The 15415-nt window shown below is 61.8% G+C and carries 14 protein-coding genes and 1 tRNA gene; 5 read left to right on the plus strand and 10 right to left on the minus strand.

Features of this window, described 5'->3' with window-relative positions:
• Nucleotides 1-45 precede the first annotated feature (45 nt).
• From F3W81_RS02125 to purB, 4 genes are all read right to left on the minus strand, one after another.
• Nucleotides 46-945 carry a lysophospholipid acyltransferase family protein gene (locus F3W81_RS02125; RefSeq protein WP_193082035.1) on the minus strand — a complete coding sequence of 300 codons (900 nt, stop codon included), beginning with the start codon at nt 943-945 and terminating at the stop codon, nt 46-48.
• 6 nt (nt 946-951) lie between these two features.
• Nucleotides 952-1848 carry a DMT family transporter gene (locus F3W81_RS02130; RefSeq protein WP_193082037.1) on the minus strand — a complete coding sequence of 299 codons (897 nt, stop codon included), beginning with the start codon at nt 1846-1848 and terminating at the stop codon, nt 952-954.
• Nucleotides 1849-2058: 210 nt separating this feature from the next.
• Nucleotides 2059-3120 (minus strand): flagellar motor switch protein FliG, encoded by a 1062-nt coding sequence (locus F3W81_RS02135; protein WP_193082038.1) that lies wholly within the window; start codon nt 3118-3120, stop codon nt 2059-2061.
• Nucleotides 3121-3331: 211 nt separating this feature from the next.
• Complete coding sequence (purB, locus tag F3W81_RS02140; protein WP_193082039.1) at nt 3332-4639, minus strand: adenylosuccinate lyase; 1308 nt, start codon at nt 4637-4639, stop codon at nt 3332-3334.
• A gap of 162 nt (nt 4640-4801) precedes the next feature.
• Between purB and F3W81_RS02145 the strand changes: the two genes are divergently transcribed.
• From F3W81_RS02145 to F3W81_RS02155, 3 genes are all read left to right on the plus strand, one after another.
• Nucleotides 4802-5215 carry a DUF6314 family protein gene (locus tag F3W81_RS02145; protein ID WP_193082040.1) on the plus strand — a complete coding sequence of 138 codons (414 nt, stop codon included), beginning with the start codon at nt 4802-4804 and terminating at the stop codon, nt 5213-5215.
• A gap of 64 nt (nt 5216-5279) precedes the next feature.
• Entirely contained in the window at nt 5280-5882 is a 603-nt protein-coding gene (locus F3W81_RS02150) for a biotin transporter BioY (RefSeq protein ID WP_193082041.1), read from the plus strand.
• A 98-nt stretch (nt 5883-5980) separates the two neighbouring features.
• Nucleotides 5981-6715, plus strand: a complete 735-nt coding sequence (locus F3W81_RS02155; protein WP_193082042.1) for a heme-dependent oxidative N-demethylase family protein — start codon at nt 5981-5983, stop codon at nt 6713-6715.
• 256 nt (nt 6716-6971) lie between these two features.
• Here F3W81_RS02155 and F3W81_RS02160 read toward each other — a convergent pair whose 3' ends face one another.
• From F3W81_RS02160 to F3W81_RS02170, 3 genes are all read right to left on the minus strand, one after another.
• Nucleotides 6972-7814, minus strand: a complete 843-nt coding sequence (locus F3W81_RS02160) for a glycoside hydrolase family 25 protein (protein ID WP_407692456.1) — start codon at nt 7812-7814, stop codon at nt 6972-6974.
• A gap of 205 nt (nt 7815-8019) precedes the next feature.
• Entirely contained in the window at nt 8020-9426 is a 1407-nt protein-coding gene (gene glnA, locus F3W81_RS02165; RefSeq protein ID WP_193082043.1) for a type I glutamate--ammonia ligase, read from the minus strand.
• Nucleotides 9427-9469: 43 nt separating this feature from the next.
• The gene (locus F3W81_RS02170; RefSeq protein WP_193082044.1) at nt 9470-9808 is read right to left on the minus strand and encodes a P-II family nitrogen regulator; all 339 of its coding nucleotides are present in this window, start codon (nt 9806-9808) and stop codon (nt 9470-9472) included.
• A 157-nt stretch (nt 9809-9965) separates the two neighbouring features.
• On the opposite strand from F3W81_RS02170, the gene F3W81_RS02175 reads away from it, so the two are divergent.
• Together F3W81_RS02175 and F3W81_RS02180 are read left to right on the plus strand one after the other, a co-directional pair.
• Nucleotides 9966-11525, plus strand: a complete 1560-nt coding sequence (locus tag F3W81_RS02175; RefSeq protein WP_193082045.1) for an NAD(P)H-hydrate dehydratase — start codon at nt 9966-9968, stop codon at nt 11523-11525.
• A gap of 179 nt (nt 11526-11704) precedes the next feature.
• Nucleotides 11705-11787, plus strand: a tRNA-Leu gene (locus tag F3W81_RS02180).
• Nucleotides 11788-12362: 575 nt separating this feature from the next.
• Here the strand turns inward: F3W81_RS02180 and F3W81_RS02185 are convergent.
• The 3 genes from F3W81_RS02185 to F3W81_RS02195 form a co-directional block, all read right to left on the minus strand.
• Nucleotides 12363-12794 (minus strand): glyoxalase superfamily protein, encoded by a 432-nt coding sequence (locus F3W81_RS02185; protein ID WP_193082046.1) that lies wholly within the window; start codon nt 12792-12794, stop codon nt 12363-12365.
• Nucleotides 12791-14185, minus strand: coding sequence for an MATE family efflux transporter (locus tag F3W81_RS02190; protein ID WP_193082047.1), 1395 nt, complete (start codon nt 14183-14185; stop codon nt 12791-12793). Before F3W81_RS02190 ends, F3W81_RS02185 begins: the two co-directional genes overlap by 4 nt.
• A gap of 368 nt (nt 14186-14553) precedes the next feature.
• Complete coding sequence (locus F3W81_RS02195) at nt 14554-15318, minus strand: DeoR/GlpR family DNA-binding transcription regulator (protein ID WP_193082049.1); 765 nt, start codon at nt 15316-15318, stop codon at nt 14554-14556.
• Nucleotides 15319-15415: the final 97 nt, after the last annotated feature.

Consider the following 15415-nt stretch of genomic DNA (forward strand, 5'->3'; position numbering starts at 1 on the left):
TTTCATCTGATATCTAAGTGAAATCAGGGGTGTAGGGTGCGAAGCTCAGCTTTCGCTGTCCTGGCTGCCGGGTTTCCAGCGGCGATGGATCCAGAACCACTGGTCAGGATATTCGCGGGTCATCGCCTCAAGTGAATCGTTGAGGGCCTGCGACATCTCGGTTGCGGTGCTGTGGGCCAGAGGCTCCTGCACCACGACGCGAAAGCTGAGGCCGTCGGGCTGGCGAATGCCATAGATCGGGATCATCAGGGCGTCGTATTTCAGGGCCATTTCCGCCGCCGATGTGGCGGTAAAGGCGGGCTGGCCGAAAAAGCTGAGTGCTGCGCCCTTGCCGAAATGCTGATCGGTCAGCATGGCGATGATATTGCCCTGACGCAGATATTTCACCATTTCGGCCAGACCGCGGCGGCCCCGGGCGAACATCGGGGTGGCGATGCTCTCCATCGCGCGGACGTAGTGACGGTTGAAATAGACGTTGTTCAGCGGACGATAGAGCGCGCCGACATTGCCGTAGCGCATGGCGACGGCGGCGCGGAAGGCGTCGTAATTGCCAAAATGCCCGGAGACCAGCACCACGGGACGCTTGGCGGCATGTGCCGCATCCAGCGCCGCAAGGCCGGGACCTTCCAGCGTGCCCTCGCCGAGGCGGGCCTTGAGCTCGGGTCCGGAGTAGATCTCGATGAGGGTGCGCCCGGCGTTGTCGGGGACGGCACGCTCCATCTCGCGAATGCGCGACGGTGCGATGTCGGGCCAGATATGGGTGAGGTTGTTGCGCACCCGGCCCCGGTAGGCGATGGGGGCGACGATCCGGCTGACCATCCAGCCCATCAGGCGCACCCGCATGGCATAGGGCAGCGCCAGTGCCAGGCGGACCAGACCGCCGAGGGCCAGGTTGACAATGTATTGGCCCGCACGCTGGCGTGGCGTCAGGTCGCTGGGTGTCATGGCGTCTCAGAGCCCCTCGGGCGGTGTCTTGGCTTCTGCGGGCAGCGCGGGGATGGCGCCGCGGGTTTCGCGGTGCCACACATAAACACCCGCCACGACGATCACAAGCGCACCGCAGATCGTCCAGGTGTCGGGGTATTCCCCGTAGGCAACGATTCCCCAGAAGGTCGCGTTGATCAGGCCGACATAGGCGAAGGGCGCCAGCATGGCGGCCTCTCCGATGGCGAGGGAGCGGATCATCATCAGTTGCGCGATGGTGCCGAGGCCCGCAATCAGCACCATCTTCAGCAGAACGCCGAGGGAGGGCGTCTGCCAATGGCCGGGCAGCAGCACGGTGATCACCAGAGCGCCCAGCAGGGCAGCGTAGAACAGCGAGGTCCAGGGATCTTCGCGCGACCCGACATAGCGCGTCGTCAGGGAGTAGCCCGCATAGGCGAAGGCCGCGATCAGGGGAAAGATCGCGTCGAGTGAGAATACCGACGAGCCGGGGCGTATGATGATCATCGCGCCGATCATTGCCGCGACGATGCCGGCAATGCGCCGAGGCCCGAGCTTTTCGCCCAGAAAAATCGCGGCCCCGAGGGTCACGAGGACAGGGTTCACATCCATGATGGCGGTGTTTTCTGCCAGCCCGTTGCGGGTGAGCCCGTAAAAAAAGCTCGCCGTGGCGGTCAGCAGGAAGGCCGAGCGCAGGAACTGCATCACCGGGTAGTGGGTCTGCGCGACGCTGCGGATGCGCGGCAGCACCAGCACGATCACCAGCAACGCCTGTCCCGCATACCGCGCCCAGAGCGCCATGACGGTGTTCGTCTCAAGCGCCACGGACTTGGCGGTGGCGTCCATCGAGGTGAAGCAGAAAACCGCAAGGATCATCATGAGAATCGCGCGGGCGTTGTTGGACATTGGGCGATCCTTGCCGACGCCGCATGTGGGGTCGGGGTGCGGGCTTGGGCAGGGGAGTCAGACGCGCAGGGGCAGTCAAACGGTTCGCCCGGACCCTAGGTGTGCGGTCGCGGCAAGTCCAGTGGTGGCGGCAGGTGCTCCCCGGTCGAGGGGGGAGCGGGTCCGGGCGCGCGGCGCGCTGCCGGGCTGGTACGTCGGCCGGAAAGGGCGCTAGCCCTCTTCCTCCTCGTCTCCGGTGAGGAGGAGGAGTTCGCCTGCGGCTTCGAGGGCGCGCACCTCGTTGACGACTTCTGTCATGGCTTCCTCGCCATCCTTGGCTTTGACCTTGCCGCGGTCCTTGACCTCCTCCCGGATGGAATCGGCAAGGCGGGCGGACATGTTGCCGAGGATGTATTCGGCGGTCTTGGCGGCTTCGGGGTCGGTTGAGGCCGCCAGCGCGGTGACCAGAATTGCCGGATCCAGACCGCGCACGATCTTGGGAATGTCGCGGGGCGCGATCCGTTGCGGGATGTTGGTATAGGTGAAGATCGCCTTGCGCACCCGTTCTGCAAAATCGGAGTCGGTCTCATCCAGGCCGGTCAGCACGTCATCGCGGGTGGCGGCGGTGGAAAAGTTGAGGATGGCGCCGACGCGTACCACAGGATCCTTGTCAAAGACACTGTCGGCGACGGCATCCAGCTGCGCCGCCAGAGAGATGCCGATCCGGTCGAGCGATTCGGCGGTGATGCCGCTGGTCAGCGACACGGCATAGGTGATGCGCCGCGCCTTGGGGCCGGGCAGCATCGACAGCAGCTTGGCCGCCTTGCCGGTGTCGAGCTTGGACAGCATCACGGCGGCGATTTCGGTGCTCTCGGAATCAAACACCGGCAGCAGCTTCTTGATGTCGAGCGCGCGCACCCGTTCCCATGGATCGCCGGTCTGGCGCACGCCGGCTTCCTTGCGCAGGCGGGCGGCGGTATGGGGGCTGATCTTGCCGTCGAGCTGCGCCAGCGCCCCGGCGAGGCCTTTCGGGAAGGTCAGGCCGAGTTCTTCGAGCTCAACGATGAATTCGTCGATGACATTGCCGAGGGTGTCGCGGTCGATATGGCGCATCGACCCGATCATCATGGTCAGATCGACCTGCAGTTCGTCCGGCAGATCCTTGAGCGGCAGGTCGGTGCCGTGTTGCAGCAAAAGCCGCACGATGATCGCCGCCTTCTGCCTGCGGTTCAACTGCCCCGGAAAGGTCGGGGGCGTCGGCGAGTATTGTGCCAGCGGCGTCAGATTGCCCATGATCCCCTCGTGTCTGGTTTCAGCCAGATAAACCGGGAAGGGTGAACAAAGGCTGAAAAGGGATGCGGTTAGGGGGGCTTCAACACGAACGCCGCGCCTGTTGCGGGCGCGGCGTGTGAATATTTCAGCAAGAAGAAGCCGGAGGCGGCTTAGCAGACTGCTGGCTTCACCTCAGCTGCGGGCCGGTGACAGCGGCCCGCAGGGCAGGGCGTCAGGCTTCGCCGAAGACGCGTTTGAAGATCGTGTCGACGTGTTTGGTGTGGTAGCCGATGTCGAATTTCTCTTCGATCTCGGCGGGGCTGAGGGCGGCAGTGACTTCGGGATCGGCCAGCAGCTCGGTCTTGAAATCAGCGCCCTTTTCCCAGACCTTCATGGCGTTGCGCTGCACCAGACGGTAGCTGTCTTCGCGGCTGACACCGGCTTGGGTGAGGGCGAGAAGCACGCGCTGGCTCATCACCAGACCGCGGAACTTGTTCATGTTGGCCAGCATGTTGTCGGGATAGATGACCAGTTTCTCGATCATGCCCGCAAGGCGGTTGAGGGCGAAATCCAGCGTCACGGTAGTGTCGGGGCCGATCGCGCGCTCAACGGAGGAGTGCGAGATGTCCCGCTCGTGCCAGAGGGTGACGTTTTCCATCGCCGGGGTCACCGACATGCGCACGAGGCGGGCGAGACCGGTCAGGTTTTCGGTCAGCACCGGGTTGCGCTTGTGCGGCATCGCGGAGGAGCCTTTCTGACCGGCGGAGAAGAACTCCTCGGCTTCCAGAACTTCGGTGCGCTGCATGTGGCGGACTTCGGTGGCGATGTTTTCCATCGACGAGGCGATGACGCCGAGGGTGGCGAAGAACATGGCGTGACGGTCGCGCGGGATCACTTGCGTCGAGATGGTTTCCGGCGTCAGGCCAAGCTGGGCGCAGACGTGTTCTTCAACCGAGGGGTCGATGTTGGCGAAGGTGCCGACAGCGCCGGAAATCGCACCGGTGGCGATCTCTTCACGGGCGGTGACAAGGCGTCTGCGGCCACGCTCCATCTCGGCGTAAAAGCGCGCGAAGGTCAGGCCCATGGTGGTCGGCTCGGCGTGGATGCCGTGGCTGCGACCAATGCGGACGGTGTCTTTATGCTCAAACGCGCGGGTCTTCAGGGCAGCCAGAACGCGGTCCATGTCGGCCAGCAGCAGGTCCGCGGCGCGGGTCAGCTGGACGTTGAAGCAGGTGTCGAGCACATCCGAGGAGGTCATGCCCTGGTGCACGAAGCGCGCGTGATCGGCGCCGACATGTTCGGCGAGGTGGGTCAGGAAGGCGATGACGTCATGCTTGGTGACGGCTTCGATCTCGTCGATGCGGGCAACGTCGAATTCCACGTCCTTGGCTTTCCAGACGGCCTCGGCGTTCTCTTTCGGGATCACGCCGATGGCGGCCAGCGCGTCGCAGGCATGGGCTTCGATCTCGAACCAGATGCGGAACTTGGTGGCGGGCTCCCAGATCGAGACCATTTCGGGGCGGGAATAGCGAGGGATCATCGGGGGCTCCTAGTTGTTTACGGGCGCGCGTGGTGCAGAGTGCATGGGCGGCGGGCGTGGCCACTGGCCAAAGGCTTTACGTCAACTTGCGCGGTCTTTACTGCCTTGACGCAAGGGCGGCAAGACCGCCGGGTGCTGTCGTCACGGGCGGAGGAGAGATAGATGCCGGAGCTGGCGGATTTTGAAGGCGCATGGCGGATCGAGCGGATCGTGCGCAATGCCATCGGTGAGGATGCGACCTTCGCAGGCGCTGCCAGATTCGTGCGCGAGGGCGACGTGCTGCGCCTGACCGAAGCCGGGCAGATGCGGATCGGCGCGCAGAGCTTTCATGCCGAGCGTCAGTATCTTTGGCAGCAGGACGGCGGGCTGATCCGACTGAACTTTGACGATGGGCGGTTCTTTCATGCCTTTGACCCTGCCGCCCCGGCCCCGCAGGCACATCACGACTGTGCGCCGGACCTCTACCGTGTGGGCTATGACTTTTCACACTGGCCCGACTGGCGCGCCGAGTGGCATGTGACGGGCCCGCGCAAGGATTATCGTATGTGTTCAAGCTATTTCCGCGACGCGGCATGAGGCTTGATTGGCGTCGCGGCCTAAGGCATTAAGGACGAAACGATGGATCCAAGGAGGAACACCCATGTCCCAAGCCGCCGACAAGGTGCTGAGCGAAGTTTTCGGCCCGCAGGAGGGCACTGCGCTGCGTCTCAAGCAGGTTGCCATGGTGCTGCTGGGCGTCGCCGTTCTGGCGCTGGCCGCCAAGATCAAGGTGCCGGTGCCCGGTTCGCCCGTTGCCATCAGCATGGGCACCTTCGCCGTGCTGAGCATTGGTGCCGCTTATGGCCCGCGCATGGGTCTGACCACGATCATGACCTGGATGCTTGTGGGCATGCTGGGCTTCGACGTCTTCCAGAGCTCGACCGCTGATCTGAACGGCGTCAGCTACATGATGGGCTCGACCGGCGGGTATCTGGTTGGCTACGTGATGGCTACGGTCCTGCTGGGCGTGCTGGCGCGGCGCGGCTGGGACAGGACGGTTGTCGGCATGGCGGCTGCGATGCTGCTGGGCAACGTGCTGATGTATGTGCCGGGCCTGCTGTGGCTGGGTGAGCTTTACGGCTGGGACAAACCGATTCTGGCCTGGGGCCTGACGCCCTTCATCCTCGGCGACGTGCTCAAGCTGGCACTGGCCGCTCTGGTGCTGCCGCTGACCTGGAAACTGATCGGCCGCGCCCGCGACTGATCACTCTATCCGCTGACTGTGACGAAGGGCGCCCGCTGTGGCGCCCTTTTTCGTTTGCGCCTCTTTTGCGCGGGAGTGGGGCGGTCTAGCCTGTTGGAATGAGAGAGATCCTGCAATCCCGACTGCCCTACGATATTCCCCAGCGCCTGCCGGGCACGGCGCCGATGGACCCTGCCGATTGGATCATGGTCGATGATGCCTTTGCCCCGCAGATGGCGCTGCGCGACGCGCTGATTGCAGAGCGCCCTGCGGAGGTGCTGGCACTGGACGTTGAGGCGCGCCCCGCAGCTGAGGAACTGCTGGCCGTCGTGCTGGGGGTTCTGTCCGGGCGCGGCGATTATAGCGTCGCTGCTGCTGACAGCGTGACCCGGCCCGACGGTGTGACAGTGCCGCTGGAGCGGGATGCGCCGATGCGCACGCTGGGGCGATTGGTGCAGCAGGATCTCTGCCTGATGGAAAAGCGCGGCGGCGAGGAGCATGTGCTGACAGCAGCGGTGCTGTGCTTTCCAGCCTATTGGACGCTGGCCGAGAAATTCCTGCGCCCCATGACGGCGATCCACACCCCTGTGCCGGAATATGACGCAGCGCTCGCGCGCAGGGTGCAGCGCTTGTTCGATGGCATTCAGGTGGGGCGTCCGATGTGGCGCGCCAATGAGCTGCGCCGCAGCGATCCCGGGTTGTTCCAGCCGCGCCCGGAGGCTGCCGAGCGCGAGCACCGGGTCGCGCCAGAGGGACCGTATCTGCGCAGCGAACGCCAGAGCCTGTGGCGGCTGGAGCAGACACGTGCCGTGGTCTTTGGCATCCACACGCACATGGTGCGGCTGCCACTATAAGGCACGCTGGGCTGACGCGAGTGACACGCCTGGGATGGTCTGCGCCGTATTTGCTCAGGCTGGGTCCAAGGGTGATTTGCGGAGCAAGGGGCGGTTTCGGTGCTTGAGCGAACACACATGAGGCCAGCAGAGGATCCTCTGCTGGCCTCATGCACTTCGGGAGTGCCTTGGCAAAGCCTTTATGGCCTGTCCGGGCGTGTCATCGCTCTGCCCAGACCCTGTGGTGTGAAGACGGGCACTTGCAGTCTGGGACGCCTCACTTCTGACGTCTGAGGGCGAGCCAGATCTGCCAGCTGCGGATATCTCCAGCAAATGCGTTCAGATCGACGATCCCTTTCACACCGGGCACGACACCGGTGCCGGTGTATTGCCAGAAGGTCCAACGCTCGCCCGGGTAGCGCTCAGAGGGGTGTCCCGCGACGGAGCGGAGCCAGAAATCATAGCCCTGCAGGGCGCCGAGGCTGTTTTCGGCGTAGAAATCCGGTGTCGTGTAGATGACGGGTGCGACGCCATAGTGCTGTTCGATGATCCGGGCGAATTGCTGGATATCGGCGCGCACGGTGGCAGCATCGGGGCGGCGCGGGCAGGTCTTGGACTGGTGGTTCCATTCCATGTCGAGCAGGGGCGGAAGATCACCCGGCACGGCGGGGACGTTCTTGATGAACCAGCGGGCCTGTTCGACCGGCGTCCGGCAGAAGTAATAGAAGTGATAGCCACCAACGGGCACGCCGGCGGCGCGCGCACTTGGGGCATTCAGCTCAAACCCCGGATCGCTGTGATCGCCGCCTTCGGTCGCCTTCAGCCAAGCGAAGTTGATGCCGTTGCGACGCGCGGTGAACCAGTCGATCTCGCCCTGATAGCGCGAGGCATCGATGCCGTGCACCGGATAGCGGTCAGGGGTGATGCCGTCCCATTCGATAGGCTTGGTATCCCCGAAATTGCCGGGCAGACCGCTGGTGCGATAATCCGCCGCGTTCAGGGGGCGAGGATCGGCCATCCGACCGCGCGAGGTTTCCTCCCGCGCCGAACACCCCAGCAGAACTGACGCTGCCAGTACGAGGGCAGCTCCGGCTTTCAGCCGACACATAAACAACCGCATTCAGAATTCCTTTGCCTCCGACGTTTCTGGGGGAGGAGCTAGCGCGATAAACGCGGATTTGTACCATTGCGTTCCAATGACTTGCGCGTTTTTTTGCGCGCCAGTCGTGGTCACTTTTATCGCAGCCGCAAAACGGGCGAAGGGGTGCCACGCGAAAGGGGCGCCCCGAAAGGCGCCCCCTCTTAAACCGAGATCCGTATAGGGATCAGCAGCTGTAGTACATCTTGTATTCGATGGGATGCGGCATGGTCTCATAGGCCAGCATCTCTTCGGTTTTCAGGTCGATATAGCCCTCGATCTGGTCTTTGGTGAAGACGTCGCCGGCCAGCAGGAAGTCCATGTCTTTCTGCAACTCGTCCAGGGCTTCGCGCAGCGAGCCGCAGACGGTCGGGATGTCGGCCAGCTCTTCCGGCGGCAGATCGTAGAGGTTCTTGTCCATGGCTTCGCCGGGATGGATCTTGTTCTTGATCCCGTCGAGGCCGGCCATGAGCAGAGCTGCGAAGCACAGGTAGGGGTTCGCCGACGGATCGGGGAAACGGGCTTCGACGCGCTTTGCCTTGGGGGATTCGGACCACGGGATCCGGACGCAGCCAGAGCGGTTGCGGGCCGAGTAGGCGCGCAGAACGGGCGCTTCAAAACCGGGGACCAGACGCTTGTAGGAGTTGGTGCCGGGGTTGGTGAAGGCGTTCAGGGCCTTGGCGTGGGTCAGGATGCCGCCGATGAAGTACAGCGCCTCGTCGGAGAGGTCGGCGTATTTGTCGCCAGCAAACAGCGGCTTGCCGTCTTTCCAGATCGACATGTTCACGTGCATGCCCGAACCGTTGTCGCCATAGATCGGCTTCGGCATGAAGGTCGCCGATTTGCCGTAAGCCTGAGCCACGTTGTGGATCACGTATTTGTACTTCTGGATCTCGTCAGCCTGCTTGGTCAGCGTGCCGAAGATCAGGCCGAGTTCGTGCTGCGACGAGGCCACTTCGTGGTGGTGCTTGTCGACCTTCATGCCCATGCGCTTCATGGTCGAGAGCATTTCGGCACGGATGTCCTGCGCGTCGTCGATCGGGTTGACCGGGAAATAGCCGCCCTTGATGCCGGGACGGTGGCCGGTGTTGCCCATCTCGTAGTCGGTGTCGGAGTTCCAGGCGGCGTCGATCGCGTCGACCTCAAACGAAACCTTATTCATTTCAACGGAGTATTTCACGTTGTCGAACAGGAAGAATTCCGCTTCGGGGCCCATGTAGGCCGCGTCACCAATGCCCGAGGACACGAGGTAAGCTTCGGCTTTTTCGGCCGTGCCGCGTGGGTCGCGGTCGTAGGCTTCGCCAGTGTCGGGTTCGACGACAGAGCAATGCAGGCAGATGGTTTTTTCTGCGTAGAACGGATCGATGTAGACCGACTCGGTGTCGGGCATCAGTTTCATGTCGGAGGCTTCGATCGACTTCCAGCCAGCAATCGACGAGCCGTCGAACATGAAGCCTTCGTCAAGGAAGTCTTCGTCGACCAGATCGGCGACAACTGTGACGTGCTGCAGCTTGCCACGCGTGTCGGTGAAGCGGATGTCGACGTAGGCGACGTCCTCATCCTTCATCAGTTTGAGAACCTTGTCCTTGCTCATTCCCTTTTCCCTTCGGTTTTGAGTCTCTTAGAAGTGCGCTGTTTTACAGAGCGTCGGTGCCGGTTTCCCCGGTCCGGATGCGGATGGCCGTCTCGATCGACGACACAAAGATCTTGCCGTCGCCGATTTTCTCGGTCTTGGCTGCATCAATGATCGCCTGAATCGCGCCATCCACCTGATCGTCGTCCAGCACTGCCTCGATTTTCACCTTCGGCAGGAAGTCGACAACATATTCGGCGCCACGATAGAGCTCGGTATGGCCTTTTTGACGGCCAAAGCCTTTGACTTCGATGACTGAGAGGCCCTGAACGCCCACGTCCTGAAGCGCCTCCTTCACTTCATCAAGCTTGAACGGCTTGATGATCGCTTCGATTTTCTTCATCGGAAACTCCTCGCAGTAACGTCGGACAGGTCAGAACACTTTCACGGCGCCCTAACAATTGAGTAATGTCAAACCGGGGGAAGAGGCCAGAGGCCACGGGAAAAAGGCGCAAGAATACTGTGCGTGTTGATTAAAATATAGGCGTTATGAAAAACACATGTCAAATCTCATGACTGGCGGACAGATGCGGACCCATGAACAGGCCGTGATCGGCGGGGGATCCGTCACCGGATTGGCGCTGATGCAGCGCGCCGGGCAAGGTGTGTTTGACGCAATTTCACAAGCTTTCCCTGAGCTGAGCGATGCTTGCGGACGGCGTGCGCTGATTCTGTGCGGACCCGGTAATAACGGCGGGGATGGTTTCGTCGTGGCGCATCTGCTGGCCGCGGCGGGATGGGCCGTGGATGTTGCCTTGCTCGGGGAGGCGGGACACCTGCCACCGGACGCTGCCGCAAACCATGCGAGATGGGTGGGGACGGGTGCGAAGCGGCGCGATGTGCTGTCGTTGGATCAGGTTGTGCCGCTGATCGCGGCGCAAGGGGCGCCCGATCTGGTGGTCGATGCGGTGTTCGGCACGGGGTTGCGCCGTGGCCTGAGCGCGGACGTGGTCGAGGCGCTGCGGGTCAGCATCGAGGCGGCCCGGCACTCCGTCGCCGTTGATATCCTCTCCGGCCTTTGTGCTGACAGTGGCAAATGGCTCGGTCAGGCGGCGGATTTGACCGTCGATCTGACGGTGACCTTCCATACCGCGAAACCGGGGCACTACCTTGCGGCAGGTGGTCGTGCGACGCGCCGCCTTGTCATCGTCGATATCGGTTTGCCGGTCCAGAGCGCGCGGATCGAGGATGCTGAGCTGATAGATGCGCCTGCGTATAGTGGCGAGGTGGCTCGAAAGGACCCCGCTTCGCACAAGTACGGTTCAGGTCACGCTCTGGTGCTGTCGGGCGGGCCGGGCCGCACCGGAGCTGCGCGTCTGGCCGCGCGTGCGGCGTTGAGGATCGGGGCAGGGCTGGTCACCATCGCCGTGCCGCCAGGCGCGCAGCAGGAAGTCGCCTGTCAGATCACCGCCATCATGCTGACGCGCGTGGCAGATTCCGAAGCCTTGGGCGTTGTCCTTGAAGATAAACGCTATTCGGCTCTCTGTCTTGGCCCCGGTCTGGGGGTAGGGGAGCGCACACGGTCGTTGGTGTCCGAGGCGCTCTCTGCCGGCAGATCGGTTGTGCTGGACGCTGACGCGCTGACGTCCTTCGCAGACGATCCGATGAGCCTGTTCGAGCAGGTGCGCGGCGCAGATGTTGTCCTGACACCCCATGGAGGAGAGTTCGCCCGCCTCTTCCCGGACTTGGCCGAGCAACTGAGGGCCGTGGCCGAAACAGGGCCGGCGGTTTCCAAAATAGACGTGGTGCGGGCCGCCGCAGCGCGGGCGGGCTGCACCGTTTTATTGAAGGGCGCTGATACGGTCATTGCTGCGCCTGACGGTCGGGTGCGGGTGCATGCCGCCTGCCGCGAACGCGCCGCCCCGTGGCTTGCGACGGCAGGGGCGGGCGATGTCCTTGCGGGTTTCGTGACTGGCCTGATGGCGCGCGGTCTGGAGCCGCTGGAGGCCGCAAGTCACGCGACCTGGCTGCATGTGGAATGCGCCCGTGCCTTCGGGCCGGGGCTGATTGCAGAGGATTTGCCAGAGGCTTTGCCGGGCGTGCTGAAGGCTTTGCTCTGACGCTGAGGCGCGGGTATCGCCCTGTGGATTTGCTATCCTGCGAGGAGAGTCGGAGGATCGGGCGGGCTCATGGTGATCCTGTCGCGAGACACGCATTTTAGCGCTTCTCTCTCATGCGTGGCTTTGCTAGAACACGCGTCACAAGTGGCGGGGCTGAGAGAGCATTGCACTTGTCGGATGCGGGTGTGGCGGAATTGGTAGACGCACCAGATTTAGGTTCTGGCGCCTAGGCGTGGGGGTTCGAGTCCCTTCACCCGCACCACTTATTGTTTTGGTTTCAAGTCAATACGAGACATTTCCCGAAGAATATCAGCTTTTAGCGCTCTGTGTCGCTCGTCCTGTTTGGCAGATTTCGTAGTTTTGGGCAGCCGTTTACGCGCGAAATACGAAGCGCGCGGGGATTCGTAATTTGTCGAGTATCCGGAAGCAGAAAACTGGCTGTTGGCAGGCGCAGATCGCGCGCCGTGGTGTCCGTAAATCCAAACTATTCGATACGAAGCAGCAGGCCAAGGATTGGCGCGCGCGAAGAATATTTGATACTCAACGCGGCCCACCCCTGCCGAAGCAGGCAGATGAGCGGCTTAGTCTGATCAGATGTGGATGGGTCGATACAGCGGCCTTTCCCGGGACGTTGGCCCCTGAATCTCGTGCCGCCAGCATCTATGTCGCTGCTCAAGGCACTGCGGTGGCGTTTGAACTGGGCGCCAGCCGGGCGCGGTAATCGCCGAAGCAGTGTTGGATCGACGACATCAAGCTGCGCTGCCGCAAGTCCGCTGCTCTATTTGGTCATTTGGGGCAAGCTCGTTTTCCTTCTTTCTTCAGGGCAGAACGTCAGGATCAACCGCTCGGAATTTCGATGACGAGATGCGGTGTGCCATCTGATGTCTTGCGTGGGGATCGACCGTCAGGGCCTACAACGCTTCTGATATGGCTACGCAGGTTTGAGAAGCTGGCGAACTGCACGATATCGACGGGTTGATCCAGCTGAAGAGAGATTTGTGTGTTTTTGCCTACCTTCGCAAGTGCCACGATCCGCCCTGTGAAGGGCTGGCTCATGTAGCGCCCTCTCACCGTCGCGTTCGGTGTGAAAGGCTCCTGCTTTGAACGTGACAGCCTCGCTTGCAACGTATTCCAGTCGCGCGATCCGTTCTGGTGAGCAATAAGCTCTAATGCCTGCGCATGGGTGAGGGGCTGCCCCTGCGCGGCAAGAGCAATCCGCAGGGCTTTGGCCTGTGATTTGGCTTGGGTCACAGAGTGCAGTTTCGTCATGCTTCCGCCCCCTCTGACATTCCGAAGCCGATGGCCTCACTGCCGACCCTTTGGCTCAGGATCATGATCCGAAGTGCGATGGCAACCACAATCCCATCCGCAATCGGGAAGGCAAACCAGATTGCCTTATCGCCGTAGAAAATTCCTAAAGTGGCAATTAGCAGAGGGCTGAGCAGGAATGGCTTGACCAAGGTGAGAGCCGCGGTGTGCAAAGGCTTTCCGATGGCCTGGAAATACAAGGCAAGGACGAGAATTGGACCAGCGAAAAGATAAAGCGGTGCCATTGGGGGCAGAACTTGACCGACCTGCGCGATGACTTCCAGATCCGTGACAAACCCACGGCCAATCCAGCAGTGTCCCGTCAACAAGATGACCTCGACCGCGGCACAATAAAGAGCTGACACAGTAAGTGCGAGCCGCAGAACGGCGTTCGAGCGCCGATAGCGTTTTGCGCCCACGTTGTTCCCGACAATGCTCTGGGTCGCCAGCGCAATGGCCATCAGCGGCATGAATGCGAAACTGAAGATCCGTGTGACGATCCCATAGGCAGCGATGCTGTCGACATAGCCCGAGGCCGAGGTCAGTCGAAGGGCCGCGATCACAGTTGCAGAAACCAATGCAATCCCTATGAAACTGAGGCTGACAGGGGCCCCAAGGGTCACTATGGCGCGCCATTTACCGATCCAACGAGAGGTTCTGAGGCCGGAAAGCGTCAAGGTGCCGGCCCCACGCCCGCGCAGGCCCAAGAGGAGCGCGAGCCCCAGAGATTGCGCGATTGCTGTCCCCCAAGCCGATCCGGCGACGCCCATGTCGAGACGCACGATCAATGCATAATTTAGCGCGATATTGGCAAAGGTGACGCCGACAGACATCAACGCCATGAGGCCCGCGCGCCCTTCATTGCGCCATGCATCTGCATGGACGCTCAGAAGCAGTTGGACAGGTGTCGCGAGGATCAGGATCGCCAGATAAGTGTAGGCCATCCGTGCAATTTCGGGTTGATTGTCCGCCAGAGCGTTGGTGATGAAACCTCCGCCAAGCCCAAAGGCGAGAATAAGGGTGATCGACAGGAACACCGCCAGTCCATGTGCTTGCGCAAAGACATCCGCTGCGTCACTGTGATGACCCGCCCCCAACTGTCGGGCCAAGAGGCTGGACATGCCCCCGCCGACAAGAGTCGAGAGGGCTATGGTGATCATGACAATCGGGAATACGACGCTGACGGCTGCAAGGGCATCGGCCCCGACAAAGTGACCCAGAAATGCAGCATCGACCACGGTCAGCAGTCCCCCCATCATCATGATGAGCATCATTGGCAGGGCATTGGTGAAAAACAGCCGTCCAGGCGAGGCCGTCAGAAATCGGTTATCGGATGCGTCTTGAAGCGACATCTTACACTCCTCAAAAGAGGCATTTCGAGAGAGATGGGAGCCTGCATTACCACCTGCGAAATGCTTCGAGGGTGAGTGTCGTTTTCAAGTTGGGCTTCACCGTGACTTACGTCCGCAGGCGGCAGGTGCCCAATACCTGTGCTTGCTGTACGGTCTTGTAGCTGGCGCTGTCAAGTTGGGGTGCGCACACCAAAGTGGACGATACACTGGGTTTTGTCGCATCCACTTGGGTCGGCTATCAAAAGAGAGTTGTTGAACGGCTTGCGCAGTGCGGAGATTGCGGTGTGTGAACCTGCCTGCAGTATGTGCGTCTACCTGCGTAGGCGGGATTCCGAAAAGATGGTTTGGCGAGACAGCTTTGCCCGTGCCTAGACCTCGATGAAGTCACAGCCGCTTTCGTTGCCTGCGGTCTTAAGCCTTTGCGACAGCGGACCTCCGCAAATTGTGCGCTCCAGATCTTGTATCCGGCCCCAGCGGTGAGGAGCCGTTCGCCCAATCTTGGCGTGATCAATCACCAGTGTGCGCTCACGGGCACAGGCATAAATCGCCTGGCGCGCACGGATCTCGTCGAGATTGAAGTCAAGCAGATCCCCGGTCTCGGAGACGCCGCCAACAGAAAAGACCGCGTGGTCGAAGCAAAGGCCATCGAAAAAGTCGCGGCTCTCGGCCCCGATCAGGTCCAGATCACGCAAGCGAACCTTGCCCCCGGCCAGCAGGATGGTGATGTGTTCGGCCATGCGCAGCGCCAGAACCACGTGGATGTTGTTGGTGGCAACTGTCAGCCCCTCGTGTCCGACAAGGGCGCGCGCCACGGCCTCGACCGTCGTGCCGGTTCCCAGCGCGACGGTCGCGCCGTTTGGGATCATTTTGGCAACCGCTGCAGCGATCCTGTTCTTTTCCTGCCGTGAGACGGAGAGGCGAGGCTGATAGTCGATATTCTCGCTCGCCGCGAGGCTCGCTCCGCCGTGGCGGCGCTTGACGATTTGGGAGTCATCAAGGGCCCGCAGATCAGATCTGAGCGTTTGGACCGTCACGCCCAGCATCTCGGAAAGGGCCGAGGCAGACAGCTCTCCGTAGCTGGAGAGCAGGTTAACAATCCGGTCACGACGTCGGGCCGCTTCGCTGGAAATCATTTTCGATCGAACCTTGTTGCACTGATCTGAAACTACAGCGGAGCACTCGAAAACTCAACGATACCTCAATGAAATAAATATTCCGGCTTGTCGCGGA

The sequence above is a fragment of the Pseudooceanicola spongiae genome (assembly GCF_014899185.1).
Classification (GTDB): domain Bacteria; phylum Pseudomonadota; class Alphaproteobacteria; order Rhodobacterales; family Rhodobacteraceae; genus Pseudooceanicola; species Pseudooceanicola spongiae.

What these genes read in the sequence shown, in the direction of transcription:
- F3W81_RS02125 (WP_193082035.1), bottom strand. Translation starts at nt 945, where the DNA reads ATGACACCCAGCGACCTGACGCCACGCCAGCGTGCGGGCCAATACATT.
- F3W81_RS02130 (WP_193082037.1), bottom strand. Translation starts at nt 1,848, where the DNA reads ATGTCCAACAACGCCCGCGCGATTCTCATGATGATCCTTGCGGTTTTC.
- F3W81_RS02135 (WP_193082038.1), bottom strand. Translation starts at nt 3,120, where the DNA reads ATGGGCAATCTGACGCCGCTGGCACAATACTCGCCGACGCCCCCGACC.
- purB (WP_193082039.1), bottom strand. Translation starts at nt 4,639, where the DNA reads ATGATCCCTCGCTATTCCCGCCCCGAAATGGTCTCGATCTGGGAGCCC.
- F3W81_RS02145 (WP_193082040.1), top strand. Translation starts at nt 4,802, where the DNA reads ATGCCGGAGCTGGCGGATTTTGAAGGCGCATGGCGGATCGAGCGGATC.
- F3W81_RS02150 (WP_193082041.1), top strand. Translation starts at nt 5,280, where the DNA reads ATGTCCCAAGCCGCCGACAAGGTGCTGAGCGAAGTTTTCGGCCCGCAG.
- F3W81_RS02155 (WP_193082042.1), top strand. Translation starts at nt 5,981, where the DNA reads ATGAGAGAGATCCTGCAATCCCGACTGCCCTACGATATTCCCCAGCGC.
- F3W81_RS02160 (WP_407692456.1), bottom strand. Translation starts at nt 7,814, where the DNA reads ATGCGGTTGTTTATGTGTCGGCTGAAAGCCGGAGCTGCCCTCGTACTG.
- glnA (WP_193082043.1), bottom strand. Translation starts at nt 9,426, where the DNA reads ATGAGCAAGGACAAGGTTCTCAAACTGATGAAGGATGAGGACGTCGCC.
- F3W81_RS02170 (WP_193082044.1), bottom strand. Translation starts at nt 9,808, where the DNA reads ATGAAGAAAATCGAAGCGATCATCAAGCCGTTCAAGCTTGATGAAGTG.
- F3W81_RS02175 (WP_193082045.1), top strand. Translation starts at nt 9,966, where the DNA reads ATGTCAAATCTCATGACTGGCGGACAGATGCGGACCCATGAACAGGCC.
- F3W81_RS02185 (WP_193082046.1), bottom strand. Translation starts at nt 12,794, where the DNA reads ATGACGAAACTGCACTCTGTGACCCAAGCCAAATCACAGGCCAAAGCC.
- F3W81_RS02190 (WP_193082047.1), bottom strand. Translation starts at nt 14,185, where the DNA reads ATGTCGCTTCAAGACGCATCCGATAACCGATTTCTGACGGCCTCGCCT.
- F3W81_RS02195 (WP_193082049.1), bottom strand. Translation starts at nt 15,318, where the DNA reads ATGATTTCCAGCGAAGCGGCCCGACGTCGTGACCGGATTGTTAACCTG.